The organism is Mycobacterium sp. NBC_00419, assembly GCF_036023875.1.
Classification (GTDB): Bacteria; Actinomycetota; Actinomycetes; order Mycobacteriales; family Mycobacteriaceae; genus Mycobacterium.
Genome location: NZ_CP107931.1, coordinates 5,043,756 through 5,069,422, shown reverse-complemented (window position 1 = coordinate 5,069,422; position 25,667 = coordinate 5,043,756). Strand labels below are relative to the sequence as shown.

Below are 25,667 nucleotides of genomic sequence, written 5' to 3'. Positions count from 1 at the left end.
CCGCCACGCGAAGCGGTGGCTGACGGCACCCCGAGGCGGTTGCGCGTCCGCGCCCACTTCCCGCAGGTGCAGGCGGAACAAGATTCGTGACAACATCACGCTTCCACCCTTCGCCGCGAGCCTTCTGTCCGGCCAGTATGGACGCCCATCACGGCAGGACGTGTGTGCCCGCATTGACGCCGGGTAAACGTCATTTGACGAATTGGCGCAGCGTGCCTTCAGGCCCGGCCGGTGACGACGTCGACGAAGAGCTTGTGCACTCGCCGGTCGCCGGTCATCTCGGGATGGAACGCCGTGGCCAGCACCGCGCCCTGGCGCACCGCGACGATGTGATCGTCGGCGCGCGCGAGCACCTGCACGTCCGGCCCCACCCGCTCCACCCACGGCGCCCGGATGAACACGGCATGGGCGGGACCGTCCAGCCCGGCGAAGTCGATGTCGCCCTCGAAGGAGTCAACCTGGCGCCCAAAGGCGTTGCGCCGCACAGTCATATCGATGCCGCCGAGCGGAACAGCCTCTCGGCCCGGTTCACCGGCGTCGAGGATCTCACTGGCCAGCAGGATCATTCCGGCACACGAGCCGTAGGCCGGCATACCGTCCGCCAGTCGCTGGCGCAACGGGTCGAGCAGGTCGAACGCCCGCAGCAGATGACTCATGGTGGTGGACTCCCCGCCGGGAATCACCAGACCGTCGACCGCCTCGAGCTCGCCGTGGCGGCGCACCGTGGAGGCTTCGGCACCTGCTTCCCGCAGTGCGGCCAGATGCTCGCGCGTGTCACCCTGCAGGGCGAGCACACCGATCCGCACGGTCATTGGGCAGCGGGGTATCCACGCTGATAGCGGGTCAGCCCCTCCTGCATGACGGCGGCGACCATCTCCCCGTAGCGGTTGAAGATCCGGCCGTGGGTCAGTGCCCGGCCACCACATGCCGACGGCGAGGACTGGTCGTAGAGCAGCCACTCGTCGGCGCGGAACGGCCGCATGAACCACATGGCGTGGTCGAGCGAAGCGACGTTGAGGTGCTTGCGATCCTCGGCGTGGTGCACCTGTGCCGAACCCAGCAGGGTCAGATCGCTCATGTAAGCCAGGGCGCAGATGTGCAGGACGTGGTCGTTGGGCAGCGGATCCTTGTGCTTGAACCACACCTGCTGCTGGGAGACCTTGCCGGGATCGGTGGTCACCTGGTCGCGCGGGACGATGCGAACGTCCCACTCGGCGAACTGCGCGAAGCCGGCGTCGTCAAACACCCCGCCCTTGGAGACGAAACCGGGAAGGTCGTCGGGCGGTGGAGCTTCCGGCATGGCGTCTTGATGCTCGATACCGCTCTGGTCGGTCTGGAACGACGCCGACATCGAGAAGATCGTCTGCCCGTGTTGCACGGCGTTGACCCGGCGGGTGACGAACGAGCCGCCGTCGCGCAGCCGTTCGACGATGTAGACGGTGGGTTTGGTGGCGTCACCGGGACGCAGGAAGTACCCGTGCAGCGAGTGCACCTGGAACTCCGATTCCACGGTGCGCACCGCCGACACCAGTGACTGACCGGCCACATGGCCGCCGAAAGTGCGCTGCAGGAAACCGGATTCGGGGCTGAACACACCACCGCGGTAGATGTTGACTTCGAGTTGCTCGAGGTCGAGGATCTCTTCGATCGCCACTAGGCAGCGCCTACCAGCCGCGCTCTGCGAGCCGGTGTGGCTGCGCGATGTCCTCCACGTTGATGCCCACCATCGCCTCACCGAGGCCACGCGACACCTTCGCCAGGACGTCGGGATCGTCGTAGAACGTGGTGGCCTTGACGATGGCGGCGGCCCGCTCGGCGGGGTTGCCGGACTTGAAGATTCCCGAGCCGACGAACACGCCCTCGGCGCCGAGCTGCATCATCATCGCCGCGTCGGCGGGGGTGGCGATACCGCCCGCGGTGAACATCGTGACCGGAAGCTTGCCGGCCCGGGCCACCTCGACCACGAGATCGTAGGGGGCCTGCAGGTCCTTGGCCGCAACGAAGAGCTCGTCTTCGGACAGCGAGGACAGGCGGCGGATCTCCCCGCCGATGGTGCGCATGTGAGTGGTGGCGTTGGACACGTCACCGGTGCCGGCTTCACCCTTGGAGCGGATCATCGCCGCGCCTTCGGTGATGCGGCGCAGCGCCTCGCCGAGGTTGGTGGCGCCGCACACGAACGGAACGGTGAACTTCCACTTGTCGATGTGGTGGGCGTAGTCGGCCGGGGTCAGCACCTCGGACTCGTCGATATAGTCGACGCCGAGGCTCTGCAGGATCTGGGCCTCCACGAAGTGCCCGATGCGGGCCTTGGCCATCACCGGGATAGTGACCGCGGCGATGATGCCCTCGATCATGTCCGGATCGCTCATCCGGGACACCCCACCCTGGGCGCGGATATCGGCCGGGACGCGCTCGAGTGCCATCACCGCCACCGCGCCGGCCGCCTCGGCGATCCGCGCCTGCTCGGGGGTGACGACGTCCATAATGACGCCGCCCTTGAGCATCTCCGCCATGCCGCGCTTCACCCGGGCTGTACCGGTCTGCGCGTGGCTGCCCGTGCCGTTACGTCCAGCTGCGGTATCCACGGTTCATCCCTTCTATTGACACGGATCCAGTGTAGTGGGCCGCCCCAAACTGAATATCTCCGCGGTTGAGCGCACCGCCGACCACGCTTCCGCCCGCTGAGGGCGGGTCGGTCGAACCGTCAGAGGAGGCAGTCGCCGATGGCGTGAATCTACCCCAACGCTCGCAGGTGACGCCCCGCCAGGATCGGCCCGCGCAGGCAGGGCCGCGACGTTGTCAGTCGGTGAAGTCGATCCGAACCGACACCGGAGTCGTCTCCAGCGCCTTGACGACCCGGGAACCGAGTCGGCCGAAGCCTCGGGCGCGGGCGACCACGTCGTCGTCGGGCCTGAATTCGGCCACTCCGGTACGCCAGCGATCGCCCTGCCGGATGCGGACACTCGGGTTGGCGGCGATATTGCTGCCCCACCCGGAACGGCTGCCGTGTTGGCAGATGATCCACGCGCCACCGGTGTCGAACTGGGCCGAGACCGGTACCCGGCGCTGCTGGCCGGTCTTGCGGCCGACGGTCTCCAGCTCGGTAGCCAAGGTGGTGCGCACACCCAACCTGCTCAGCCCCTGGACCATCGGATTGAACACATAGCGTCCGAGTAGCCGCTCTCTGCGGAACTTGCGCAGTGTCTTGTCTGTGTCGGTGATCGCCATGGCCGCCTCCCGGGGTAGACCGATAAGTCTAGTAGACCAATCGGTATAGTACAAGACGAGCTTGCCCAACCGAGAGGTGACGAACATGTCTGCACGAGACGCCCTGATCGCCAGCGTCACCGGGTTGGTACGCCGGCGCGGGGTCGCCGGAACCGGCCTCGCCGCACTGCTGGAGGACAGCGGCGTCGCCCGCAGAACCCTGTACCTGAACTTTCCCGGCGGCAAGGCCGAACTCGTCACCGAGGCCACCCGGCGCGCTGGACAGGAGCTGGCCTCGGCAATCCGGACAGCCGAAGGCGACGACGTGGCGCAGGCAGTGCAGACGTTCATCGACATGTGGAAGGCGCAGCTCGGTGCGACGCACATGCAGGCGGGCTGCCCGATCGTGGCCGCGATCCTCGGCCGGTCGGAGGCCCCCGCCGCCGCGCAGGCGGCCAGTGCGGCCGTCCGGGAATGGCAGGAGATCCTGGCCGATCGGCTGATCGTGGGCGGCGCCGGGCCGGACATCGCACGCTCGCTGGCGACCCTGATGGTCGCCGCGATCGAAGGCGCGGTGATCCTCGCCGTCGCGACGGAGTCGACGGACCCGCTCGACGACGTCGGCCGTCACCTGCTCGAGGTCATCAGGCTGCACCTGCCGAGCGACGCGCGCTGACGGCCCGGCGGCCCGGTTCTCAGTGGATCGGATGCAGCTCGGCGCGCCTGGCTCCGCCGTCGGCTACGGCATTGGCTTCGGCGAGCAGCTCGCCGAGCTGTAGCGGGTAGACCGTCTGCCCGCCTGCGGCGAGCTCGTCGATGGTGGCCGCGTCACACCAGCGGTGGCCGTGGATGTAGCGCAGCTCCAATTCCGTGCGGCCGGTCACGACCGGCTCGAACCGGCGCGTGCGATGCACGAAATAGAACTCCTGGCTCTGGATGACCGTGCCGTTGAAGTCGATCACCGACTCGCGCCGCCACACCGGGCCCACCATCGCGGATGCGTCCACACACAGGCCGGTCTCCTCGGCGATCTCCCGGACGGCCGCGTCGATCAGCCGCTCGCCCGGATGCGCCTGGCCGCCGACGGTGAACCACCAGCGTGGTGCGGTGGCGTCCGGAATCACCGGATCCGATCCGCAGAACAGCAGCACCGCGCCGTCGTCGTCGAGCAGCACCACCCGTGCCGACGTGCGCCGGTCGACCAGAGCCGCCTCGGCAGCCGGGCCTGGGTCGGCTCGCTCGGCGATCTCGAAATAGCTTGGCAGCGGCGCGGTTCCACCCAAGCGCAGCCAGCGCACCGGCCTTCTCTCGCGCAGTGCCAGCGTGTCGCGCACCGCGTCGTTGTGGAAGCGGCGCGCCAGCAGTACCCGGGCTTCAGCGTCGGCGAGTTCGGCGACCAGAGCCGTCGGTATCGCCGACGGGTCGACCATCGCCAGCGCGGTGGACAGTTCGTTCTCGGCAGCCTCACGCCCGGACCGCGGCGCGCGTTCGGCCGCATCGGCCAGCGCGGCCAGCCGCCGGCCCTCGGGGCGGTGGTTGTAGGCGTCGGCGGCCACGGCGCGGGCCACCACCGCACGGCGGCCCAGCGCCGCGTCGAGCGCCTGCCAGGACAGGTCGTAGCGGACGTGCAGCCGGTCGAGCCGGTTGGCGGTCTGATAGGCCCACACCGCGCTGAACACCAAAACGAAGACCAGGACCGCGGTCAGCGACCAGTACAACGGCCCGCTCATCGCTTACTCCCCCGAGTCGCTTCGCTCCTGCCCGCCGAGCCCGATCCCCGAGTCGCTTCGCTCCTGCCCGCCGAGCCGGCCACCGTCACCTTGGCCCCGGCACCGGCGACGGTCTCGTAGACCATCATGATCTGGTCGGCCACCACCGACCAGTCGTAGCGGCGCACTGCGGTCCGGGCCGCTTTGACGTAACCGGCCCGAACTTTGTCGTCCTCGAGGACGGCGATCAGGCCCTCGGCCAGCGCATCGGAATCCTCCACGCGCACCAGCCGACCGGCCTTGCCGTCGACCAGGACCCGGTGGAAGGCGTCGAGATCGCTGGCCACCACCGCCGTGCCGGCGGCCATGGCCTCCACGAGCACGATTCCGAAGCTCTCGCCGCCGGTGTTCGGTGCGCAGTACACGTCGGCACTGCGCATCGCCGAGGCCTTGGTGGCGTCGTCAACCTGTCCAAGGAATCGAAGGTGGCCGGCCAACTCTCCTGCCTTCTCCCGCAATTCGTCGTCATCGCCGCGGCCGACGACGAGCACCTCGACATCGGCGAAGCGCTCCACCAGGGCGGGCAGCGCACCCAGGAGCACGGCCATCCCCTTGCGGGGTTCGTCATAGCGGCCGAGGAACAGCACCGACTTTCCCGGCCTCGGGTAGCCGTCCAGCCGGGGCGCCTCGGCGAACGACGCGACGTCGACCCCGTTGGGGATCTCGACCGCGTCGGACCCCAGCGCCTCCATCTGCCAGCGCCTGGCGAGGTCGGACACCGCGATCCGCCCGACGATCTTCTCGTGGTACGGCCGCAGGAATCCCTGAAAGACGCTGAGCGTCAACGATCGTGTGGTCGAGGTGTGAAAGGTCGCGACGATCGGGCCCTCGGCGGCCTGCAGGGCCAGCATCGACAAACTCGGCGCATTCGGCTCGTGCAGGTGCAGGACGTCGAATTCGCCCTCGATGAGCCACTTCTTGACCTTGCGGTGGGTCGCCGGGCCGAACCGAAGCCGGGCCACCGACCCGTTGTACGGGATGGGGACCGCCTTGCCGCCGGACACCACGTAGTCGGGCAACTCGACGTCGGCCGACGCCGGTGCCAGCACGCTGACATAGTGCCCGCGTTGACGCATCACCTCGGCAAGCTGCAGTACGTGCGACTGCACCCCGCCGGGAACGTCGAACGAGTACGGACAGACCATGCCGATGCGCATCAGCTAGGACCGTCGCCCCGTATTCGGGCGCGCCTTTCCTCGGACAGGTCGGCGAGCCACTGCGGCTGCAGCATGTGCCAGTCCTCGGGGTGGGCGGCGATGTTCCTGCCGAACTCGTCGGCCAGCGCCTGGGTGATCACGCCGACGTCCGCGCTGGAGCAGTCCAGCGGCGCGCCGATCTGCACGACGCAGTCCTCACCCTGGTAGTAGACGTGAGCGGGAAGCAACGCGGCACCGGTCTTGATGGCCAACTTCGCCGGCCCGCCCGGCATGCGGGTGGGTTCACCGAGCAGATCGACCTCGATGCCGGATCTGGTCAGGTCGCGTTCGGCCATCAGGCACACCGCGCGGTTGGCCTCCAGCCGCTCGGCGAGCACCTCCATCGGCGGGCGCTCGCCAGCCCCTCTCGATGTCGCCGGCCCAGCGGCTCCGGTGAGCGGCAGCACCTCGAAGCCCAGGCTCTCCCGATAGTCCAGAAAGCGGCGGTAGAGGGACTCCGGCTGTAGCCGCTCGGCCACCGTGGTGAACGTGCCGCTGTGGTGCACCAGCCAGACGCCCGCCATGTCCCAGTTGCCGCTGTGCGGAAGCGCCAGGATGACGCCGTGGCCGGCGGCGTAGCCGGCGTCGACGTGCTCGGCGCCCACCACGACGGCGTCGAGCCGGCGCGCAAGGGCTTCGAGATCCATCGTTGGCAACCGGAATGCCTCCCGCCAGTACCGGGCGTACGAGGCCAGCGAAGCACGAATCAGCTCGTCGGGCACGTCGGCGGGCGTGGTGCCGATCACCCGGGCCAGGTTCTTGCGGAGCTGCTCCGGACCGCCGCCGAGCGCCGCGTACCGGGCGCCGGCACCAAACGCGTTGCGCGCAACAAACTCCGGCATCGTCCTGACCAGTCGCCACCCCGCGGCGTAGCCCCAGTCGGCGAGGTTGTCACCTGAGGGCAGCCGATTGCGGCCGGCTGTCCACAGCCCCGACGGAGTCGCGATCACTGCTCGGGACTCCCCGGCTCGGGGGTCGCCGGCGGGATCTTGTCCATCGCCCCCGGTGAACTGCGCACCGAATGCACCCGCTGGCCCACGGTCACCAGGCTCGCGACCGCGAGCAGCCACATCGCGATCGGCAGCAGGATCGGCACCCCGAATACCGGGAAGTCCGAGAGACCGGCGCCGAGCAGCACGATGACCAGACGTTCGGGGCGTTCGATGAGACCGCCGCCGCCCTGCAGTCCGCTGGCCTCGGCGCGGGCCTTGACGTAGGAGATCACCTGCGAGGTCACCAGGCAGATGAGCGTGGCCACCATCAGCGATGAGCTGTGCAGCCCGAACGCCGCCCACCACAGCAACCCGCAGAAGATCGCACCGTCGCTGATCCGGTCGCAGGTGGCATCCAGCACCGCGCCGAACCGGGTGCCACCGCCGCGCTGGCGCGCCATCGCGCCGTCGAGCATGTCGGCGAGCACGAAGAAGAACACCGCCACCGATCCCCACCACAGCACCCCGATGGGAAACAGCGTCAGCGCGGCCAGCACCGAGCCGGCGGTGCCGGCGATGGTGACGATGTCGGGGGTCAGCCCAATCTTGAGCGCCGCCTTGGCAACCGGCGTACTGAGCTTGGTGTACGCCGCTCGAGTCATCAGGTAGAAATCGCTCACGTCTGATTGGCCCATTCGGTGGCGAGCAGCGCGCGGGTGTCGCGCAACAGCTGCGGAATGACTTTGGTCTCACCCACGATCGTGATGAAGTTGGCGTCACCCGACCACCGCGGCACGACGTGCATGTGCAGATGCTCGGCCAGCGAACCGCCGGCCGACTTGCCGAGGTTGAGCCCGACGTTGAAGCCGTCCGGGCTGGAGACGGCTTTCATGACGCGGATTGCCTTCTGGGTGAACGCCATCAGCTCAGCGCTCTCCTCGCTGGTGAGGTCCTCCAGTTCGGAGACCCGACGATAGGGCACCACCATCAAGTGGCCGGGGTTGTACGGGTAGAGGTTGAGCACCGCGTACACCTGTTCGCCACGGGCCACCACCAGGCCCTCCTCGTCGGACAGCGTGGGAATATGGGTGAACGGCTGGGTGGGCTCCGACGACTTCTTCTGCGCGGGAACCTCGACGATGTAGCTCATCCGGTGTGGGGTCCACAACCGCTGAAGCCGGTCGGGTTCACCCACTCCCCGATCGGTGATCGCCTCGCCGCCCTCAGTCACCATCGACCTTCACCAGTTCGGCTGTGGGCACGGCATTCTCGCGATCGGCGATCCACTTGAGGATCGTCGCCGCCGCCTGTTGCCGGGGCACGCCGTTAATCTGAGTGCGGTCACCGAACCGGAAGCTGACCGCGCCGGCCTCGACGTCGCGGTCACCCGCGAGCAACATGAACGGCACCTTCTGGTTGGTGTGGTTGACGATCTTCTTGGCCATCCGGTCGTCGCTGGCGTCGACCTCGACCCGCACGCCGTGCGAGCGCAGGTCGGCGGCGACGTCATGCAGGTAGGGCACGTGGTCGTCGGCCACCGGAATTCCCACCACCTGCAGCGGGGCCAGCCAGGCCGGGAAGGCGCCGGCGTAGTGCTCGGTGAGGATGCCGAAGAACCGCTCGATCGACCCGAACAGCGCGCGGTGGATCAACACCGGCCGCTGGCGGGTGCCGTCGGCCGCGGTGTACTCCAGCTCGAAACGCTCGGGCATGTTGAAGTCGAGCTGGATGGTCGACATCTGCCAGCTGCGGCCCAGCGCGTCGCGCACCTGCACCGAGATCTTCGGCCCGTAGAACGCCGCGCCGCCGGGATCGGGAACCAGCTCCAGGCCCGAGGATTCGGCGACCTCGCGCAACGTCTCGGTGGCCTCCTCCCACACCTCGTCGGAGCCGACGTACTTCTTCGGGTCCTTGGTGGACAGCTCCAGATAGAAGTCCGACAGGCCGTAGTCGGCGAGCAGGTCGAGCACGAAGCGCAGCAGCGAGGCCAGTTCGTCGCGCATCTGCTCGCGGGTGCAGTAGATGTGCGAGTCGTCCTGGGTCATCCCCCGCACCCGGGTCAGGCCGTGGATGACACCGGACTTCTCATAGCGGTAGACGGTGCCGAACTCGAAGAGCCGCAACGGAAGTTCGCGATAGGACCGCCCGCGCGACCGGAAGATCAAATGGTGCATCGGGCAGTTCATCGGCTTGAGGTAGTAGTCCTGCCCGGGCTTGCGCAGGACGCCGTTCTCGTCGAACTCGGCGTCGATGTGCATTGGCGGGAACATGCCGTCGGCGTACCACTCGAGGTGACCCGAGGTGATGTAGAGCTGCTCTTTGGTGATGTGCGGGGTGTTGACGAACTCGTAGCCGGCCTCGATGTGCTTACGCCGCGAGTACTCCTCGAGCTCCCGGCGCACGGTGCCGCCGTTGGGGTGGAACACCGGCAGGCCCGAACCGAGCTCGTCGGGGAAGCTGAACAGGTCGAGCTCGACGCCGAGCTTGCGGTGGTCGCGGCGCTGGGCCTCCTCGAGCAGTTCGAGGTGGCGGTCCAGGGCTTCCTGCGACTCCCAGGCAGTGCCGTAGATGCGTTGCAGGCTGGCGTTGTTCTGGTCGCCGCGCCAATACGCCGCCGAGCTCCTGGTCAGCTTGAACGCCGGGATGTACTTCGTAGTGGGGATGTGCGGTCCGCGGCACAGGTCTCCCCAAACTCGTTCGCGGGTGCGGGGATTGAGGTTGTCGTAGGCGGTCAGCTCGTCGCCGCCAACCTCCATGATGTCGGCGTCACCGGACTTGTCGTCGACCAGTTCGAGCTTGTAGGGCTCGCCGGCCAGCTCGGCGCGGGCCTGCTCCTTGGATTCGTAGACCCGGCGGGCGAACAGCTGGCCTTCTTTGACGATGGCGCGCATCCGCTTCTCGAGCTTCTCGAGATCTTCGGGCGTGAACGCCTCGGGGACGTCGAAGTCGTAGTAGAAGCCGTCGGTGATCGGCGGGCCGATGCCGAGCTTGGCTTGCGGGAACAGTTCCTGCACCGCCTGGGCCAGCACGTGGGCGGCCGAGTGCCGGATGACGCTGCGCCCATCGTCGGTGTCGGCGGCCACCGGCACCACCTCGGCGTCGGAGTCCGGCGTCCAGCTCAGGTCCCGCAGTTTCCCGTCGGCGTCGCGCACCACCACGACCGCGTCGGCTTCCCCGCGGCTCGGCAGACCGGCGTCGCGTACGGCGGCGCCCGCGGTAGTCCCGGCAGGGACCCGGATCGGGGCTGCTGGGGCGGTCGTCGCGGGGGCGCTCATCACGGATGCTCTTTCGGGTGACGGGGACAGGGATGACCGTCACGAGAACTCGCGGCCGGTCGCGACCATGCTATCGGGGCGACGGTCAGGCTCCGAGGCCGATGGGGCTCTCCAGGGCGGGATGATCCAGGCCCAGCAGTCCAGCCGTCCAGCCCACCGCCCCGAACAGCCACAGCGTGGCCACGACGACGGCAGCGGTGAACACCGCCCCGAGCGCCTGCACCCACCAGCCCTGCCGCTTGAACCAGCCCATCGCATTGTCATAGTGACCGCGGGCGAACGTCAGGGTGCGATGGGCCCAGTAGAACTCGGTGGCCAGGATGGCCAGGCCGACGAACAGGATGGCCCAGCCGGGCCCGGGGTATGGGATCGCGACGATCCCGACCAGCAGCACGGCCACGCCGACCACCGCGACTGCGACGCGGTAGACGAAGTCGGCGACCGGACGATCCCGCAGCCCGTCTCGCTTGCGCGCCCACGCGCGGAGCGCGCTCTTCACGGTTGTCCCGGTTTGAGCAGCACGAACAGTCCTTCCCCGTCGGCCAGTACGGTGTCGCCGTCGGACAGCCGGATGTCGACGAAGATCTTGCGCCCCTCGGTACGCAGCACGCCGGCGTCGACCTGCAATTCCTTCTCGATGGGCACGATGTTCCGGTAGTTGACGTGCAGGTATGCGGTGCGCTGGTAGGGCCCGCCGGTCAGCAGGAACGACGTCTTGCCCAGGACACCGTCGAAGAGGTGGGCGATGATCCCGCCGTGCACCGCGCCATTGCGCCCGAGATGGAACCGGCGGAAGCGGGCCCAGCCGCGCAACCGGCCGTCCTCACCGGGCTGCACCTCGTTCGGGATGCTCAGGATGTTGCCGCGCATCGGTAGGTCGTTGCGCCGGCCCGACGGTGTGGTCCACTCGTCGACATCGAAGGGAGCCAGCAGCCCGCAGGCCTCTTCGAGCAGGGCGGCGGCCCGGGTGACGACGTCGTCAGGGGCGTCGGCGGCGCGGGCGTGGTCCTGCAGATCGCGGACGGCGTCGATGAACCGCCCGTAATCCGGCCCGCCCTTGGCGGTCGGTACTGGCGGGTTGAACCCGCCGCCGGGGTGGGTCGCGCCCATCACGGTCATGTCGTCTGCCACCTGATTACCGTATGCCGCGCGGTGAGCGGCCCTGACTACGACGGTACGTGTGTCGGTGGCATGGTGGGTCAGGTGAAGCTCAGCGACCTGGCCGGACGGCCGTTGACCTATACCGAAGTGGGTGCGACCGCGGGCCAGCTTCCCCCGGGGTATCACCATGTCAGGTTGTCGTCGACGATCGGGCGCGGGCGCGATCGCTTCGACCAGGCCGCCGCTGCGGTCATGCGCTACGGGATGTTGCGCGGAGCAGGGCTGCGGGTGACGGCGACCACCGAGGTGGCCGAGGTCGGTACCGACGTGCTGGGCAAGCTCGGCCCGATCGCGGCGCCGTGCCGGGTGGTGTACGTCGTCGACGAGCACAACCGCCGCGGGTTCGCCTACGGGAGTCTGCCCGGCCACGCGGTGGCGGGTGAGGAGATGTTCGGCGTGCGCTACGAGCCGGCCGACGATTCGGTGTACGCCGAAGTGGTGGCGTTCTCCCGGCCCGCGACGTGGTGGAGCCAGATCGGTGCACCTGTGGCGTCCTACGCCCAGCGCGTGATCACCAAGCGGTATCTGTCAGTGGTGTGAGTGACCGGCGCTGCCGGCCTTACCCGCCTGCCCGGCAGCGCCCGTGCTGCCGCCGGTTCCGGAATCGCCCGCCCCGAACGAGCCGGACACTCCGGTGCCGCCGACGCCTCCTGCGCCCCCGCCGCCACCGCTTCCCGCAGCGCCGCCTGAACCCGCGGCTCCACCGGAGCCGTGTTGGCCGGAACGACCGAGCAATCCGCCCTTACCGTTGCTGCCGGCCGAGCCGCCGTTGCCGCCGTTGCCCCCTGATCCACCGGCGCCACCACTGCCGCCGGTGCCGCCCCTGCCGCCATAGGCCTGCGCTGTCGAGGGTGAGTTCGCGATGCTGGCGTCGCCGCCCGCACCGCCGGCACCACCGACACCACCGGTAGCGCCCGCTCCACCGTCACCCCCGGCACCGCCTGATCCCGCATCGCCGCCGGCGCCGAACAGGAACGCGCCGCGGCCACCATCGCCGCCCGACCCGCCGGTGCCACCGACGCCGCCGTCGGCGCCCTGAGCGCCACTGCCACCGGTCCCGCCGGTTCCCCCGACCGACGAGCTGGAGGACTGCCCGCGGACGACGGCGTCGCCGCCCTTGGCACCGGCACCGCCGTCAGCTCCGGGCGCCAGCCCGTTGCCGCCGGTGCCTCCGACGCCTCCGGTCGCCGAGGCACTCGTCCCTTCCGCCGACGCGTCACCGCCGCTGCCCCCGACACCGCCAGGCCCGGCAACGTCACCACCGAGGCCACCCCGGCCGCCTACCCCGCCCACTGCGTTGTAGCCGATGCTGCCGGCCTGGCCCGCGTCGGCCGCGCCGCCGTCGCCTCCGATGCCGCCGGCCTGGTTTCCGGTCCCGGCTGTGCCGGGGTCACCGAATCCGTTGATATTGACCACGTTTTCGGTACCGGAGATGGCTGTGCCGGAGCCGCCGGTGGCTGCGACGTCACCACCCCACACCGCATTGCCGGAGGACCCCGTGGCGCCAGCACCGCCGGTCCCGCCGCTGCCGCCGCGTCCGATGAGCAAGCCGGCGTTTCCACCGTCGCCACCTTCGCCGCCGGCGCCGCCGTTCACCCCGGCGACGCCGGCCACACCGCTTCCGCCGCTGCCGCCATTACCGAAGAACAGGCCACCGCTTCCGCCGTCACCACCCTTACCGCCGTTGACGGCGGCCGTCCCCGTGCCGCCCGCACCGCCATTGCCGAACAAGCCCGCGCGGCCGCCGTTTCCGCCGGGCCCACCGGCACCGCCGTCACCCCACAACAAGCCACCGTCACCGCCGCTCTCACCCGCCGCGGTACCGTTCAGGCCGTTCCCGATCAGCCACCCGCCGGGACCGATGATGGGTCGGCCGTTGAGTTCGGCACTCAGCAAGGCTGCCGGGGTGGGCACGCTCGACGCGGCCGCAGGCAACGCGGCCGATCCCTGACAGTCCAGACCGGGCACCAGGCAGTTCGAGGTCACCGGAGCCAGCGGGTGCTCGCCCGACACGAGAGCCACGTCAGCTCTGAGCGTCGGTTCCATGGCCGCGCTCAGGGCGAATGCCGCCCCGGCGCCTGCGATCACCAGACCCGATGTCATCACTGCTAGCGCGGTCCTGGCCATGTGGAGTGTCCTTCCCTCGGTTCACGATTGCAGGGAAGCTAGCAGCGAACGTCGATTAATTGACGCTCAATCCGAAAAATGTCCGCAGTTTAGAGCGTCCGCCCTGAATGGGGCGCAGCGGCTCGGGTGGCAACGTCGATCTGGTAGGACAGGATCGCCATGCCGAACAACCCGATCGACAGGTTGATCAGGGCGGCGAAGCCCTCGGTGGCGAAGTCGACGAGCGCGGTGAGGAAGGTGAACACCAGGGCCGCGCTGCGCAGCAGACGCAACGGCCACACCTTGTCGGTGCGACGCAGCGCGATCATCGCCGGCAATGCCATCGCCAGCGTCAATCCGGCGGTCACCAGCAGGATCATCGTGGCCGGACTTTTGCCCGCCAGGTGAATCTTGACGTGTTCGTCTTCGTAGAAGTAGTCGCCGACCACGATGCCCAGGGTGTGGAAGAACAGTCCGAACACCGAGCCGGCCACCAGCAGCCAGCCCACCCACGGCACCCACTTCGGGCTGCGAAACACGTTGGGTATCAAGCGCGGAGCCCACTGCTGCAGTCGGTAGAGCCGATCGCTGGCATGGCCGGCCGAGAGCACTAGGGCCCGGACGTGCTCGACATCGGCCTCCGGCGCTCCCCCGGCCCGGGCCTGGTCGAGCAATTGCAGCCCGACCTCGCGACGGTGGTCGGCCAGACCGCGGGCCACCCCGTCGGCAGCGATGGCCGCGGCCGACGCCAGGCATTCGTGTGCGCTGAGCGGACGGATGACCCGGATTAGGCGCGCACCGACCAGGATCAGACACACCAGGATGTACATGATCTCGGCGGCCGGTCCGTAGAAGTAGTCGTTGTCCTTGGTGACGAACTTGCCCACCTCGTCGAGGAAGAGGCCGAACCCGATCCCGCCCATCACCACGGTCAGCACGCGCACGCCGAAACCCAGCGCCAGCCAACCGGTGAGCAGTGCCAGCATCATCAGCGCACCACCCCAGAGTGCATGGGCGATGTGCAGGTCACCGCCGCCGATCTGCGGGTAGCCGGTGAGCCGCAGGTACAGCCGGGTCAGCAAGATCGTTGCGATCGCGACGATCACGAACGCCTCCGCCGAACTCGACCCGGCGGCGTCACGGGTGATCGGTCCGCGCCGGGTGCTGCTGTGATCGTTCATCGAATCTCCGCTCGCGCCGATGTTGAGCCGTCCATCTTGCGGGTATGGCACTTCTATGTCGGTCGATGATGTCCCAGACCCCATCGAGGCGCCCGTCCGCATCGCCGAGATCGCGCGACATCTGTATCGGCGCAGAAGCCCCGACAGTGTGGTCGTGGTGGAACTTGCCGATCATGCCGCCTCGGAGTTGCCGGGTGTGGACTACGCGAACGTCACGGTGACCACGGGGCCCTCGATGGTCGAACCGCCCTCGGCGACCCATCCGAGCGCGGCACTGCTCGACGACATCCAGCGCCGCCATGGCGAGGGCCCGTGCTTGTCCTCGGCGTGGCACAACAAGACCGTGCACGTCGAGGACCTGGAGAAGGACACCCGGTGGCCGAGTTTTCGCGCCGAGGCGCTGTCGAGCACCCCGGTGCGCAGCATCATGGGTTTCCATCTGTGCGTCACCGGCCGGTCGATGGGATCGTTGAACGTGTTCGCCGAGCGGCCTCGGGCGTTCGACGAGCAGACCCGCAGGCTGGGTTCGCTGTTCGCGGTGCATTCCGCGCTGGTGTGGGATGCGGCGCGCCGGGAGGCGCAGTTCCAGGAGGCCCTGGCCAGCCGGGACACCATCGGCCAAGCCAAGGGAATGATCATGGAGCGCTACCGCCTCGATGCCGCCCAGGCTTTCGCGATGCTGCGGACACTGTCGCACGAGACCAACACCGCACTGGCCGACGTCGCGGCGCGAATCGTCGAAGCCGCACAATCGGATTCGCGTTGAGTGGGCTCATCGTGATTTCCCATCGGTCCGGCGGTCAGGCCCTGACGTCCCCGAGTCGTGGGTAGCGTGCCATCCTGTACAGGCCCTGCCACGGGCAGCTCCGGCGACTTGGAAGAAGCTGGGAAACAAGCTCTTTCCCCCAGCAGACGGTGCCGTAGATGACGGTCACCTGTGCAATCGCGCCCAACGCTCTGCCAGTCGTTCCGCCCTACCGATCACGGACCTACCCTGGGATCAGACCGTGACGATCCCATGCGGAAAGGGGCTGTAGATGAACGCAACACGGATCATCGGTGCGGTAATCGGCGGTGCGGCAATCGCTCTCATGGGCGTGGTGTCTGCCATCGGCGGCGATTCTCCACCGCGGGGCACCGTGGTGGCCGGCAACGGGCCGTACGTGTCCTTTCCCACGCCGAGCCCGTCTGCGGTGGCGGTGGTGTCGACCTCGACTAGTGCGTCTGCGACAACAGCGAATTCGGCGGGCCACTGATCAACGGCATTGGGAGCGAGCGGCGATTCTGCCACCTCAATTCCCGAGTCGGCGAACTAGACGGTCACCGTGACGCGGGCCGACCGTCGATCGTGACGGCGTGCTGGTCGAGGTAGGAGGTGACCACCTCGACCAGTGCCGTCAGTTCAGCGGTAGTGTCCAGCGGAGCCGCCATGATGAGGCGCGAGATCACCAGCCCCCGCATGGTGGCCCAGATCAATTCGCCGATAGCCGCCGCGTGTGGGCTTTCGAGCTCGTGTGCGATCTCCCGACTGAGATCGGTTGTTGCGCTGTGTAACTCGACAAGATGCCGGGTGGCCCGCTTGTCACGCATCGAGCGCGTCCCGATGAGAATCTCCAGCGAGGCGCGGGAATTGTCGCTGGAGAACACCTTCCACGCTTCGTCGACCAACAACTGGACTCGTTCGCGGCGGCTCAATGCAACCGACGGCGGCGGCAGGGCCCGCAGGGAGTCGAGCAACTCGCCGAATCCCCGGTCCACGACGGCCATCAGCAGAGCGTCGCGGTCACCGAAGTGGTACTGCACCACACCCCAGGTGACGCCGGCGCGTTCGGCGATATGTTTGGCGCTGGCCGCCGCGAACCCCTCCTCGACCACACAGCGCACCGTTTCGTCGAGCACCCGATCGCGGGTCCGGTCAGCACGCACCTGGCTGCCGCCGGGTGGGCGCCGGGGCGCGATCTTGGGCACCGAAGTCACCACATCACATTGTCGGCGTGCGCGGTCGGCAGATCCTTGACCGCCACCAGTCCCGGTGGGGCGGCACACACGTCGTGAATGGCGTTGACGGCGCGCGCCGCGGTCGACACCACACCACCCTCGTTGTGGTCGACACCGTCGAGGCCGAGGTGCGTGTTGATCTCCACACCAGGCTCGCCGCGTACCACCACTCGGTGCACGCCGGGACGCCCGTCGGGCGGGGTGGGCCAGTCCGGCGCGGCCGCTGAGGTGAGCCGGTTGACATGCTCCATGGTGATGACGGGCTCACCGTCGCGAATCCCTTCGACGGCGAAGCGCACCGCGGCAACGTGGCCGGGCGGCACGGTCATCATGGTGCAGTCGATCTGCTCAAGTGTCACCCAGCTTTCGTGCCACTCCCGTACCTCGTCGAGGCTGACGCCGAGCAGATGAGCCAGCGAGCGGACCTGACCACCCCACAGCGAGGACAGCACGCCCGGCGCGAACATGATCGGCGTGTGATCCGGAGTCGTTCCGAAACCGAAACTGACACCGGTGAATTCGGCGTCGTCGTAGCTGCCGTAGTCGCAGATCTCGGAGACGGTCACGGAAGTGGCCCGCCCGGCCAGCGTCAGCGCGGTGTAGACCAGGCTGTCTCCCGAGAAGCCCGGGTCGACTCCGTTGATGTAGAGCGAGGTGCCGCCGGCTTCGCATGCCTGGGCCAGCGGGGCGCGCATCCACTCGTCGGCCTGATAGGGGGCCACCAACCAGACCATTGAGGTACCAACGACATTCGTGCCCGCACGCAGAAACCGGGAGATCTCCTCGATCGCCTGCTGCGGGCGCATCTCGGCCTGGGAGGTGTAGATGACGCAGTCGGCGTCGAGTGCCACCAGGGCGTCGATGTCGTCGGTGGCCAGGATGCCGGTCGGTTCGGTCAGCCCGCACAGTTCGGCGGCGTCGCGCCCGACCTTGTCGGGGCTGTGGGCGTGCAGACCGACCAGGCGCAGGTCGGGCCGTTCGATGATCATCTTCAGGGCGTGAATGCCCACGTTGCCGGTGGAGAACTGGATGACGTTTTTCACAGGAGGTCCGTAATGGTCTTGAGGCCCGCCTCGTAGAGCACGCCGGGCAACATCCCGCCGTCCATCTCGATGGTCGTGCCGTTGATGAAATCGGCTGTGCCGCTGGACAGGAACACTACCGCGCGCCCCACTTCGGCCGGCTCGCCGGCTCGATGCAACGGCACGTCGCGGAAGTACTTCTCCCCCGTCGGGTCGTCCTTGGGCAGCACGAAGGACTGGAAGTTGTCGGTCATGGTCGGGCCCAGCGCCAGGCAGTTCACCCGGACCTTGGGCCCCCATTCCTCGGCCAGCGAGCGGGTCATGTGGTTGAGACCGGACTTGGCCGCGCCGTAGGACACCAACGTCGGTGACCCGGCCGGATGTCCCGCACCACTGGAGATGTTGACGATCGACCCGGTGCCGTCCTGCTCGCGCATCTGTCGATACGCCCGGATGGCGAACCATAGCGGGCTGATCAGATTCATCTGAATGGCGAACTGGTGGAACAGGATGGTGCGTTCGAAGTCATCGGCGGAACGCGGTGCGCCTTGGATGCGCGAGACGAGTTCGGGGACGTCCTCGACATGCGGGCTGGGCACCGTACCGCCGGCATTGTTGACCAGGATGTCGATGCGGCCGTAGTCGGCCACCACCCCGGCGACGAACTCGTCGATGGCCCGGTGGTCGCCCTGATCGCAGACCCGCTGTGCCGACCGCGCCGCCCACTCGGGGTTGTCAGCCACCCCGGGCATGGCCTCCAGTGGGCCTCGCGAGCAGCCGATGACGGTGGCTCCGGCGCGCAGTAGTTCGTGCGCGATGCCCAGCCCGACTCCTCGGCTGGTTCCGGTGACGACGGCGACTTTGCCGTCCAGTGGTGAGACATCGCTCACAATGCAGGGTCCTTTCCCGGCCGACGGATTTTCATAGAGCGGTCAATATGATTACATGCTTAATGTTCTTGGGCAATGACGAAGGGGCAACCATGGGTCTTCGGGGCGAAGCCGCGATCGTCGGGTACACCGAGCTGCCATCGACCAAGCGCCCGACCGGGCCACTGGAGTTCAGCCTCGAGCACTGGGCGCGCCTGGCGGCGGCCGCTCTGGATGACGCGGGTCTGTCGGCCACCGACGTCGACGGCATCTGCACCACCTACCTGCAGGAGTCGCAGATCTTCGCACCGTCGACGGTGATCGAATATCTCGGTATCAAAGCCAATTTCGCCGAGATGGTCGACCTGGGCGGTGCCAGCGCCGTGGCGATGGTGTGGCGGGCCGCGGCCGCGATCGAACTCGGGCTGTGCAATGCGGTGCTGTGCGTCATCCCGGGCACCCCGATGTCGCCAGTCAGCGAGAAGCGTCCGCCGGACTTCGGCGACATGCTGTACTTCGGCGCCTCGAGCAACCGGTACGGCTCGCCGCAGGCCGAATTCGAGATTCCCTATGGAAATCTGGGACAGAACGGCCCCTACGGACAGGTCGCCACGCTCTACGGCGCCACCTATGGCTACGACGAACGCGCCATTGCGAAGATCAGTGTGGATCAGCGGGTCAACGCCAACCACACCCCCGGCGCCATCTTCAAAGACACCCCGATCACCGTCGACGACGTCGTCAACAGTCCCGTGATCGCCGCGCCGTTGCACATGCTCGAGATCGTGATGCCCGTGATGGGCGGCGCCGCGGTGGTGGTCGCCAGCGCCGATCTGGCCCGCCGCGCGCGCAATCGGCCGGTGTGGGTCAAGGGATTCGGCGAGCGGGTGCCCTACAAGACGCCCACCTACGCCCAGGAGTTGTTGCAGACCCCGATGATCAAAGCTGCGGCGTCGGCGTTTTCGATGGCCGGACTGAGTCCGGCCGAGATGGACATGGTGTCGATCTACGACTGCTACACCATCACCGCGCTGCTGAGCCTCGAGGACGCGGGGTTCTGCGAGAAGGGCAAGGGTTTGCAGTTCGTCGCCGAGCACGACCTGACGTTCCGTGGCGATTTCCCGATGAACACCTCCGGTGGCCAACTCGGCTACGGCCAGGCCGGGACGGCCGGCGGTATGCACCACGTCTGCGATGCGACCCGCCAGATCATGGGTCGCTCCGCTGCCACCCAGGTGGCCGACTGCAACCGCGCGTTCGTCTCCGGGAACGGCGGCATCCTGTCCGAACAGACCACACTCGTGCTGGAGGGTGACTGATCATGGCCGCGTTCGCCAAACCGATGCCGATTCCCACGCCGACGGCGCAACCGTTCTGGGATGCGCTGGCCGAGCACAAGATCCGGATCCAGTACTCCCCGTCGTCGGACAGTTACGTGTTCTATCCGCGGGTGCTGGCGCCGGGCACGCTGGCTGACGATCTCGAATGGCGGGAGATCAGCGGCGCCGCGTCGCTCTATACCTACACGGTGGCCTATCGGCCGGTGGCCCCGCATTTCGCCGACGATCTACCGCAGATTCTCGCGGTGGTGCAATGGGATGAGGGTCCGCGGTTCTCCACCGAGATCGTCAACGCCGAGGTCGCGCAGTTGTCGGTCGGGATGCGGTTGAAGCCGGTGTTCTTCGACTACCCCGATGACGGGGTGACGATGTTGCGTTACGAACCGGCCTGATCTCAGACGCTGACGTCGGCACGCAGGACGGCGGGGACGTTGTCGAACCGCAGGCACACCGTGGTGCCCAGCGCCGAGGAATCGATCGTCACCTCGTCGGCCAGGGCGCGCATCAATGGGATGCCGCGGCCACGGACGCTGCTCCGGGTGGCGGGATCGGGCTCGCGCCAGCAGCCCTGATCGGCGACCGTCACGGTGAGCGTGGCGGCCGCAGGATTGTGCACTGCTTCCACGTCGATGCCGCCGATACCGTTGTCGCGGACGTAAGCGAATTCCGCTGCGTTGGCCAGGGCTTCGTTGGCCGCCAGCACGATATCGCTGAACAGGACCGCGTCGACACCAGTGTGCGCACGCAGCCAGTGGGCGAACTCGTCGCGGACTCGGCCAACGCTGCGTGCGTCGGCGTCGACGCCGTTGTCCGCGAACCTGTCACCGTCGGGAGATGGGTAACTCGTTGTCGTCATGGCAAATGCCGTATACCCACCGTTGCCCGATTACTCACCCAGTGCCGCTCGAGCCTCGTCCAATGTTGAATACAGCCCGATGATGTCGGCCAGGCCGACAAGCTTGAGCGGTCTGCTGGTGGCCGGTCCACTGGCCACGACGCCGAACCCGACGCCCGGGCCGGCCTGGTCATGTGCGGCGACCAGGACACCCATTCCGGCCGAAGCCAGGAACTCCACGTCGCTCATGTCGACGATGACCGCGGCCGGGTTTTTCGTCAGCGATGATTTGATGCTGGTCTCCAGTTGCGGCGCCGTCAGCATGTCGATGACGCCGGAGGTCGAGACCACGACCGTTCGGCCGAACCACTCTTCGCTGATCAGACACCCGGTGTTGGCCGCGGTGGTGACGTTGTTGGTGGCTGTGGCTTGTTCGTCCAAGATTCACACCTCACTTGCGCGCACCCAAAACGATGCGCTCTGAGTTAGGTCATGCCTGCAAGGCTTCCGTCTGAACCTGGCAAGAACTCACTGCAGTTGGTGCGCCGATCTGCTTGCGGCGCCGCGTCCGCGCCCCGGTTAGCGGTCGGCACGACCCTTTCAGGTTAGCCCACATCGGCGTCAGTTGCGGCTTCGACTGTCAAAGCCAGGAGTGCTACATCGTCGTCGGGGTGCAGCGATACGACCAGTTCGGCGAGTTCACCGATGAGTTGGGCGGCGGGCATGCCGGCCCGCTCGGACAGGAACAGCCGCAGCGCGGGTTCGCCGAACGTGGCGGATCCGTCGGGACGGGCCTCAACGATGCCGTCGGTGTAGAGCAGCAGGGTCTGCCCCGCGGACAGTGACACTTCGCAGGATTCGAAGGTGGCGTCGGCGATCGCGCCGACGAGCATGCCGCCCGAGGACCGTACCGGCCGGACCGAGCCGCTGTGGCTGTCGAGCAGCAGGGCAGGAAGGTGCCCGCCGGTTGCCAGGGCGATACCGAAGTCTCCGGTGGCCGGGTCGCGCGCAAGCTTGCCGAATAGCACTGTGCAGAACTTCTTCTCGTTGGGGTCGCTGACCAGAACGGCGTTGAGTTCGGTGAGGCCGTCGGTGGGGTCGTCATGATGCAGGGCCGCCGCCCGCAGGGTGTAGCGAACCAGCGAGGTAACCGCGGCCGCCGGCGCGCCATGGCCTTCGACGTCGCCGAGGAAGAATGCCCAGCGGTTGTCGTCCAAGCCGAAGACGTCGTAGAAGTCGCCGCCCACCTGCCCGGAGGCGGCCGGGTGATAGTGCGCGGCCATCGACAGGCCCGGGATCACCGGCAGCGCCGGCGGTAGCAGCGAGCGTTGCAGCACCGCGGCGTAGTCCGCCACGGTGGCCTGGTTGCGTTGGGCGGTGTCCCGCAGCTCACGCTCGGCGCGCACCGTGGTCAGCGCCGAGAGCCGCAGCTCGAGTTCGTTCATGACGATCGCGGCCAGGTCCTCCAGGGTGGCGACCTGTTCTGAGGTGACCTCACCGGGCCGGGTGTCCAGAACGCTGACCACGCCCAGGTGGTGGCCGTCGGCGGTCGTGACGGGTGCTGCGGCATAGAATCGGATCCCCAGATCGCCTGTCACCAAGGGGTTTTCGGACGCGTAGGGATCGGCCGTGGTATCGGGGACGACGTAGGTGCGACTGTCCCGAATGACGATCGGGCACAGGCCCGCCTTGCGGTCGACCTCGGAGATGCCGCTGACACCGTGCACCGCTTTGAACCAGATCCGGTCGCGGTCGACGAAGCTGATCGCCGCGAACGGTACGCCGAAACACCGCGCCGCCACCCGGGCGATGCGATCGAAGACGTCGTCGCCCGGGGTGTCGAGAATCGCGTAGCGCTCCAGTGCGCGCAGCCGATCGTCCTCGAGCACCTCAGGCGAGCGGGGTGAGAACTGGGTGGTCACCATGGCTTTCCGCCGTCGGAGATGGTGCGCCGTGTCGGGCAGTCCCTCAACCCTACCGGTGTCCGGCACACGATCGCGGCAATCAGCGGCGGCGCGAATCCATTGACGGCTGCACCAATTTCGCCTGGCGTTACCGCTCGAGACCGTCGAGCACCGACAGCAGCGTTGCCGTCGCGGGCTCCAACAGGTCCGTCGCGGCCTGCGTGGCCCGCTGCGGATCGCCCGCCTCGATGGCATCGACGACAGCGCCGTATGCCGAGGGCCTGCCGACCTCGTCTGCCATGACCGCACTGAGGACGGCCAGTGCCGGCTCGTAGGTCGCCCGCAGTGTGTTGTACATCAGCCGGAACACGATCGAATCCGCACCGTCGACGACGAGATCCCAGAACGCCAGTGCGAGGCGTTGGCGGCCGACCGGGTCGGTTTCAGATTCCAAGGCATGCAACGACGCTCGCAGCGTTTCGGCAAGCTCGGGCTGGCGACGTTCGGCGGCCAGCGCCGCGACCTTGGGTCCGTTGTGCAGCCGGGTCTCCAGAATGCTGCGCACCACGGCGACGTCGAGCTCGCCGCCGCGGATGACCAGCCGCGGCAGCAGGTCCAGGCCGGCATGACGGCGAAAGTCGCGCACCGTGGTGGCATCACCTTGGCGCACTTCGATCAGCCCGGCGGCCAGCACACCGCGCAACGCCTCCCGGACCGCTGGCCGGGATACGCCGAGAAGTTCGGCCAGGTGACGCTCACTGGGCAGGACGTCGCCCGGTTGCATCTCGCCGCTGAGCACATCGGCGATGATCTGTTCCACCACTTCCTCCGGAACCGACTTGCGTTGTACCGGTTGAAGCGCCATGGGGCGATGATGACCGCTCCACACGGCAGACGTCAAGTGGTCAGACCAATCCTGCGTGCGGCGCGCAGACCTGCTCGTATGCTGGATTCATGACCGACGCCGCACTGGCAACGTTGCCGCCCGGGCCTCCCCTGCCACCCGTCGTGCAGGCCGCCCTCATGTGGCGGTATTGGCCGCGGTTCGTCAGCGCCTGCCGCCGTCGCTACGGCAACGCGTTCACGGTGCGTATCGCCGGAGTGGGCACCCTCGTCTACCTCACCGACCCCGCCGAGATCAAGAAGGTGTTCGCCGGGGATTCCACGACTTTCCATGCCGGCGAAGCGAATTCAGTCCTGACGGGCCTACTGGGCCCCGCCTCGGTGCTGGTGGTCGACGAGGACGTGCACCGGGGCCGCCGCAAGCTGATGCTGGAGCCGTTCACCCGCGACGCGGTGGCACGCCAGACCGCGATCATGACCGAGGTCGCCGCCGCCGACATCGACCGGTGGCCGGTGGGCACGCCGTTCGCAGTGGCGCCGCGGATGTCGGCGATCACCCTGGAAGTCATCCTGCGCACCGTGATCGGGGCGACCGATCCGGCACGGCTCGCCGCCCTGCGAACGGTGATGCCGCGGCTACTCAACCTCTCGTCGACCCAGTTGGTGGCCATCGCCTCACCCAAACTGCAGAGCCGGTTGCCGTGGCGGGGAGTGCGCCGCCGGATCGAGGACGCCGATCGGCTGCTGTACGCCGAGATCGCCGAACGCCGCGCCGACCCGGAACTTGCCTCACGCCCGGACGCGCTGGCGATGCTGGTGCGCGCCGCGGACCAGGACGGCCGCACGATGACCGACGCCGAACTGCGCGATCAGCTGATGACCCTGCTGGTGGCCGGGCACGACACCACCGCCACCGGGCTGTCCTGGGCGCTGGAGCGGCTGACCCGCCATCCCGCGGCGCTCGCCAAGGCGGTGGCAGCCGCCGAGGCCAGTGCCGCCGGCGACCCCGAGGGTGACGAGTACCTCGACGCGGTCGCCAAGGAGACGCTGCGCAACCGGCCGGTCGTGTTCGACGTCGGGCGCGTCCTGACCCGGCCGGTGGAGATCGCCGGATACCAGTTGCCTGCCGGTGTGATGGTGGCCCCGGGCGTCGGCCTGGTGCACTCCGACGAGACGATCTACCCCGATCCGGATCGCTTCGATCCCGACCGCATGATCGGCGCGAGCCTGAGCCCGACGACGTGGCTGCCGTTCGGCGGCGGCGCCCGCCGCTGCCTGGGCGCCACCTTCGCGATGGCCGAGATGCGGGTGGTGCTGCGCGAGGTGCTGCTGCGTGCGGAGTTGGCGACCACCACCGAACCCGGTGAGCGCCAACGCGTCAAGCACGTGATCCTCACACCGGATCGCGGTGGGCGGATCCGGGTGAACCGGCTCCGGGCGCCGCAGCCGGCGCTCGACTCTGCGACGCGCGGCGAAACCGCCTAACAGTCAAGCGATTTCAGGGTTTACCGCTACCGAGTCGGCCGACCGAGGAATCCCGGTGTGACGTCGACGCGGATGCGGCTCAGGGTGCGCGCACTGATCAGCCATCGCCCGTCGACCTTGCGATAGGTCTCGTGGTAGTGGCCCCAGCCGTGTAGATGCTCCTCAGCGTCGCCGTGGGTCCACCACAGCCGGTCCTCCATCGCCCAGACACCGCGGGCCGTCGTATCGCTGGTGAGCGTGATCTGCGGGGTGTGGCCGTGATGGACCGAGGTGATGGGCACGGGGCCGTCCAGGGTGGCCCGGATGGCCGCGGTCAATGCGTCCCGCCCGACGACGACCGGGGCGGGGCCACCGCCGGCCCGGCGGGCGTCACGCCAGGTGTCGCTGACGACGTCCTCGGTGTGGAAATCGCCGTAGCGCTCCCAGTCCTTGGCATCCATGCACTGCAAACGCCCTGCGAAGACGCACTTGATCTCTTCGATGGCCAGGAGTCGTTCGACGGGGCTCAGAGTCAGGGGTTCACCGGCCATGCCGCGATCGTCTG

At 68.1% G+C, this 25,667-nt stretch carries 29 protein-coding genes; 7 read left to right on the top strand and 22 right to left on the bottom strand.

The window, feature by feature from the left end:
- Window positions 1-218: 218 nt before the first annotated feature.
- From pdxT to OG976_RS24255, 4 genes are all read right to left on the bottom strand, one after another.
- The gene (pdxT, locus tag OG976_RS24270) at window positions 219-812 is read right to left on the bottom strand and encodes a pyridoxal 5'-phosphate synthase glutaminase subunit PdxT (protein ID WP_328354770.1); all 594 of its coding nucleotides are present in this window, start codon (window positions 810-812) and stop codon (window positions 219-221) included.
- Window positions 809-1,654, bottom strand: coding sequence for an acyl-CoA thioesterase II (tesB, locus tag OG976_RS24265; RefSeq protein ID WP_328354767.1), 846 nt, complete (start codon window positions 1,652-1,654; stop codon window positions 809-811). Before tesB ends, pdxT begins: the two co-directional genes overlap by 4 nt.
- 10 nt (window positions 1,655-1,664) lie before the next feature.
- Window positions 1,665-2,585 carry a pyridoxal 5'-phosphate synthase lyase subunit PdxS gene (gene pdxS / locus OG976_RS24260; RefSeq protein WP_328354764.1) on the bottom strand — a complete coding sequence of 307 codons (921 nt, stop codon included), beginning with the start codon at window positions 2,583-2,585 and terminating at the stop codon, window positions 1,665-1,667.
- A 214-nt stretch (window positions 2,586-2,799) separates the two neighbouring features.
- Window positions 2,800-3,228: a nitroreductase family deazaflavin-dependent oxidoreductase gene (locus tag OG976_RS24255; protein ID WP_328354761.1), complete on the bottom strand. Its 429-nt coding sequence runs from the start codon at window positions 3,226-3,228 to the stop codon at window positions 2,800-2,802.
- Window positions 3,229-3,313: 85 nt separating this feature from the next.
- Between OG976_RS24255 and OG976_RS24250 the strand changes: the two genes are divergently transcribed.
- Window positions 3,314-3,883 (top strand): TetR/AcrR family transcriptional regulator, encoded by a 570-nt coding sequence (locus tag OG976_RS24250; RefSeq protein ID WP_328354758.1) that lies wholly within the window; start codon window positions 3,314-3,316, stop codon window positions 3,881-3,883.
- Between the two features lie 19 nt (window positions 3,884-3,902).
- On the opposite strand, the gene OG976_RS24245 is transcribed toward OG976_RS24250, so the two are convergent.
- The 8 genes from OG976_RS24245 to OG976_RS24210 form a co-directional block, all read right to left on the bottom strand.
- Window positions 3,903-4,937: an NUDIX hydrolase gene (locus tag OG976_RS24245; RefSeq protein ID WP_328354755.1), complete on the bottom strand. Its 1,035-nt coding sequence runs from the start codon at window positions 4,935-4,937 to the stop codon at window positions 3,903-3,905.
- A complete protein-coding gene (locus OG976_RS24240) occupies window positions 4,934-6,133 on the bottom strand; it encodes a glycosyltransferase family 4 protein (RefSeq protein ID WP_328354753.1) in 1,200 nt (399 codons plus the stop codon). Before OG976_RS24240 ends, OG976_RS24245 begins: the two co-directional genes overlap by 4 nt.
- Entirely contained in the window at window positions 6,133-7,101 is a 969-nt protein-coding gene (locus OG976_RS24235; protein ID WP_328363969.1) for a phosphatidylinositol mannoside acyltransferase, read from the bottom strand. Before OG976_RS24235 ends, OG976_RS24240 begins: the two co-directional genes overlap by 1 nt.
- Before the next feature lie 17 nt (window positions 7,102-7,118).
- A complete protein-coding gene (gene pgsA / locus OG976_RS24230; protein ID WP_328354751.1) occupies window positions 7,119-7,784 on the bottom strand; it encodes a phosphatidylinositol phosphate synthase in 666 nt (221 codons plus the stop codon).
- Window positions 7,781-8,338 carry an HIT family protein gene (locus tag OG976_RS24225; RefSeq protein ID WP_328354749.1) on the bottom strand — a complete coding sequence of 186 codons (558 nt, stop codon included), beginning with the start codon at window positions 8,336-8,338 and terminating at the stop codon, window positions 7,781-7,783. Before OG976_RS24225 ends, pgsA begins: the two co-directional genes overlap by 4 nt.
- Window positions 8,328-10,379 carry a threonine--tRNA ligase gene (gene thrS, locus OG976_RS24220; protein ID WP_328354746.1) on the bottom strand — a complete coding sequence of 684 codons (2,052 nt, stop codon included), beginning with the start codon at window positions 10,377-10,379 and terminating at the stop codon, window positions 8,328-8,330. The genes OG976_RS24225 and thrS overlap by 11 nt, the downstream gene beginning before the upstream one ends.
- A gap of 85 nt (window positions 10,380-10,464) precedes the next feature.
- Entirely contained in the window at window positions 10,465-10,878 is a 414-nt protein-coding gene (locus tag OG976_RS24215; RefSeq protein WP_328354743.1) for a TIGR02611 family protein, read from the bottom strand.
- The gene (locus OG976_RS24210) at window positions 10,875-11,489 is read right to left on the bottom strand and encodes a PaaI family thioesterase (protein ID WP_442930566.1); all 615 of its coding nucleotides are present in this window, start codon (window positions 11,487-11,489) and stop codon (window positions 10,875-10,877) included. Before OG976_RS24210 ends, OG976_RS24215 begins: the two co-directional genes overlap by 4 nt.
- 93 nt (window positions 11,490-11,582) lie before the next feature.
- Here OG976_RS24210 and OG976_RS24205 point away from each other — a divergent pair, with 93 nt between their 5' ends.
- The gene (locus tag OG976_RS24205; RefSeq protein ID WP_328363962.1) at window positions 11,583-12,080 is read left to right on the top strand and encodes a DUF1990 domain-containing protein; all 498 of its coding nucleotides are present in this window, start codon (window positions 11,583-11,585) and stop codon (window positions 12,078-12,080) included.
- Here OG976_RS24205 and OG976_RS24200 read toward each other — a convergent pair.
- Entirely contained in the window at window positions 12,069-13,667 is a 1,599-nt protein-coding gene (locus OG976_RS24200; protein ID WP_328354740.1) for a PGRS repeat-containing protein, read from the bottom strand. The two genes, OG976_RS24205 and OG976_RS24200, sit on opposite strands and share 12 nt — an antisense overlap.
- Before the next feature lie 89 nt (window positions 13,668-13,756).
- Window positions 13,757-14,827, bottom strand: coding sequence for a hypothetical protein (locus OG976_RS24195; RefSeq protein ID WP_328354737.1), 1,071 nt, complete (start codon window positions 14,825-14,827; stop codon window positions 13,757-13,759).
- 55 nt (window positions 14,828-14,882) lie between these two features.
- Between OG976_RS24195 and OG976_RS24190 the strand changes: the two genes are divergently transcribed.
- Window positions 14,883-15,593, top strand: a complete 711-nt coding sequence (locus tag OG976_RS24190; RefSeq protein WP_328354734.1) for a GAF and ANTAR domain-containing protein — start codon at window positions 14,883-14,885, stop codon at window positions 15,591-15,593.
- Window positions 15,594-15,864: 271 nt separating this feature from the next.
- Complete coding sequence (locus tag OG976_RS24185) at window positions 15,865-16,083, top strand: hypothetical protein (protein WP_328354731.1); 219 nt, start codon at window positions 15,865-15,867, stop codon at window positions 16,081-16,083.
- 64 nt (window positions 16,084-16,147) lie between these two features.
- Here OG976_RS24185 and OG976_RS24180 read toward each other — a convergent pair whose 3' ends face one another.
- Genes OG976_RS24180 through OG976_RS24170 form a run of 3 tightly spaced genes read right to left on the bottom strand, consistent with a single transcriptional unit; the run spans window position 16,148 to window position 18,737 of the window.
- Window positions 16,148-16,804: a TetR/AcrR family transcriptional regulator gene (locus tag OG976_RS24180; protein ID WP_328354728.1), complete on the bottom strand. Its 657-nt coding sequence runs from the start codon at window positions 16,802-16,804 to the stop codon at window positions 16,148-16,150.
- Complete coding sequence (locus OG976_RS24175) at window positions 16,801-17,868, bottom strand: NAD(P)H-dependent amine dehydrogenase family protein (RefSeq protein WP_328354725.1); 1,068 nt, start codon at window positions 17,866-17,868, stop codon at window positions 16,801-16,803. The genes OG976_RS24180 and OG976_RS24175 overlap by 4 nt, the downstream gene beginning before the upstream one ends.
- The gene (locus OG976_RS24170; RefSeq protein WP_328354722.1) at window positions 17,865-18,737 is read right to left on the bottom strand and encodes an SDR family NAD(P)-dependent oxidoreductase; all 873 of its coding nucleotides are present in this window, start codon (window positions 18,735-18,737) and stop codon (window positions 17,865-17,867) included. Before OG976_RS24170 ends, OG976_RS24175 begins: the two co-directional genes overlap by 4 nt.
- Before the next feature lie 92 nt (window positions 18,738-18,829).
- On the opposite strand from OG976_RS24170, the gene OG976_RS24165 reads away from it, so the two are divergent.
- Both OG976_RS24165 and OG976_RS24160 read left to right on the top strand, forming a co-directional pair.
- Window positions 18,830-20,035: a thiolase family protein gene (locus OG976_RS24165; protein ID WP_328354719.1), complete on the top strand. Its 1,206-nt coding sequence runs from the start codon at window positions 18,830-18,832 to the stop codon at window positions 20,033-20,035.
- A 2-nt stretch (window positions 20,036-20,037) separates the two neighbouring features.
- Window positions 20,038-20,448: a Zn-ribbon domain-containing OB-fold protein gene (locus OG976_RS24160; RefSeq protein ID WP_328354716.1), complete on the top strand. Its 411-nt coding sequence runs from the start codon at window positions 20,038-20,040 to the stop codon at window positions 20,446-20,448.
- 2 nt (window positions 20,449-20,450) lie between these two features.
- Here the strand turns inward: OG976_RS24160 and OG976_RS24155 are convergent, their stop codons facing one another.
- The 4 genes from OG976_RS24155 to OG976_RS24140 form a co-directional block, all read right to left on the bottom strand.
- Window positions 20,451-20,912: an ATP-binding protein gene (locus OG976_RS24155; RefSeq protein ID WP_328354713.1), complete on the bottom strand. Its 462-nt coding sequence runs from the start codon at window positions 20,910-20,912 to the stop codon at window positions 20,451-20,453.
- 30 nt (window positions 20,913-20,942) lie between these two features.
- A complete protein-coding gene (locus OG976_RS24150; RefSeq protein ID WP_328354710.1) occupies window positions 20,943-21,332 on the bottom strand; it encodes an STAS domain-containing protein in 390 nt (129 codons plus the stop codon).
- A gap of 164 nt (window positions 21,333-21,496) precedes the next feature.
- A complete protein-coding gene (locus tag OG976_RS24145) occupies window positions 21,497-22,816 on the bottom strand; it encodes a PP2C family protein-serine/threonine phosphatase (RefSeq protein ID WP_328354708.1) in 1,320 nt (439 codons plus the stop codon).
- A gap of 127 nt (window positions 22,817-22,943) precedes the next feature.
- A complete protein-coding gene (locus OG976_RS24140; protein WP_328354705.1) occupies window positions 22,944-23,660 on the bottom strand; it encodes a FadR/GntR family transcriptional regulator in 717 nt (238 codons plus the stop codon).
- Window positions 23,661-23,749: 89 nt separating this feature from the next.
- Here OG976_RS24140 and OG976_RS24135 point away from each other — a divergent pair, with 89 nt between their 5' ends.
- A complete protein-coding gene (locus tag OG976_RS24135) occupies window positions 23,750-25,123 on the top strand; it encodes a cytochrome P450 (protein ID WP_328354702.1) in 1,374 nt (457 codons plus the stop codon).
- Between the two features lie 26 nt (window positions 25,124-25,149).
- Here OG976_RS24135 and OG976_RS24130 read toward each other — a convergent pair whose 3' ends face one another.
- Window positions 25,150-25,653: a nuclear transport factor 2 family protein gene (locus OG976_RS24130; protein ID WP_328354699.1), complete on the bottom strand. Its 504-nt coding sequence runs from the start codon at window positions 25,651-25,653 to the stop codon at window positions 25,150-25,152.
- Window positions 25,654-25,667: the final 14 nt, after the last annotated feature.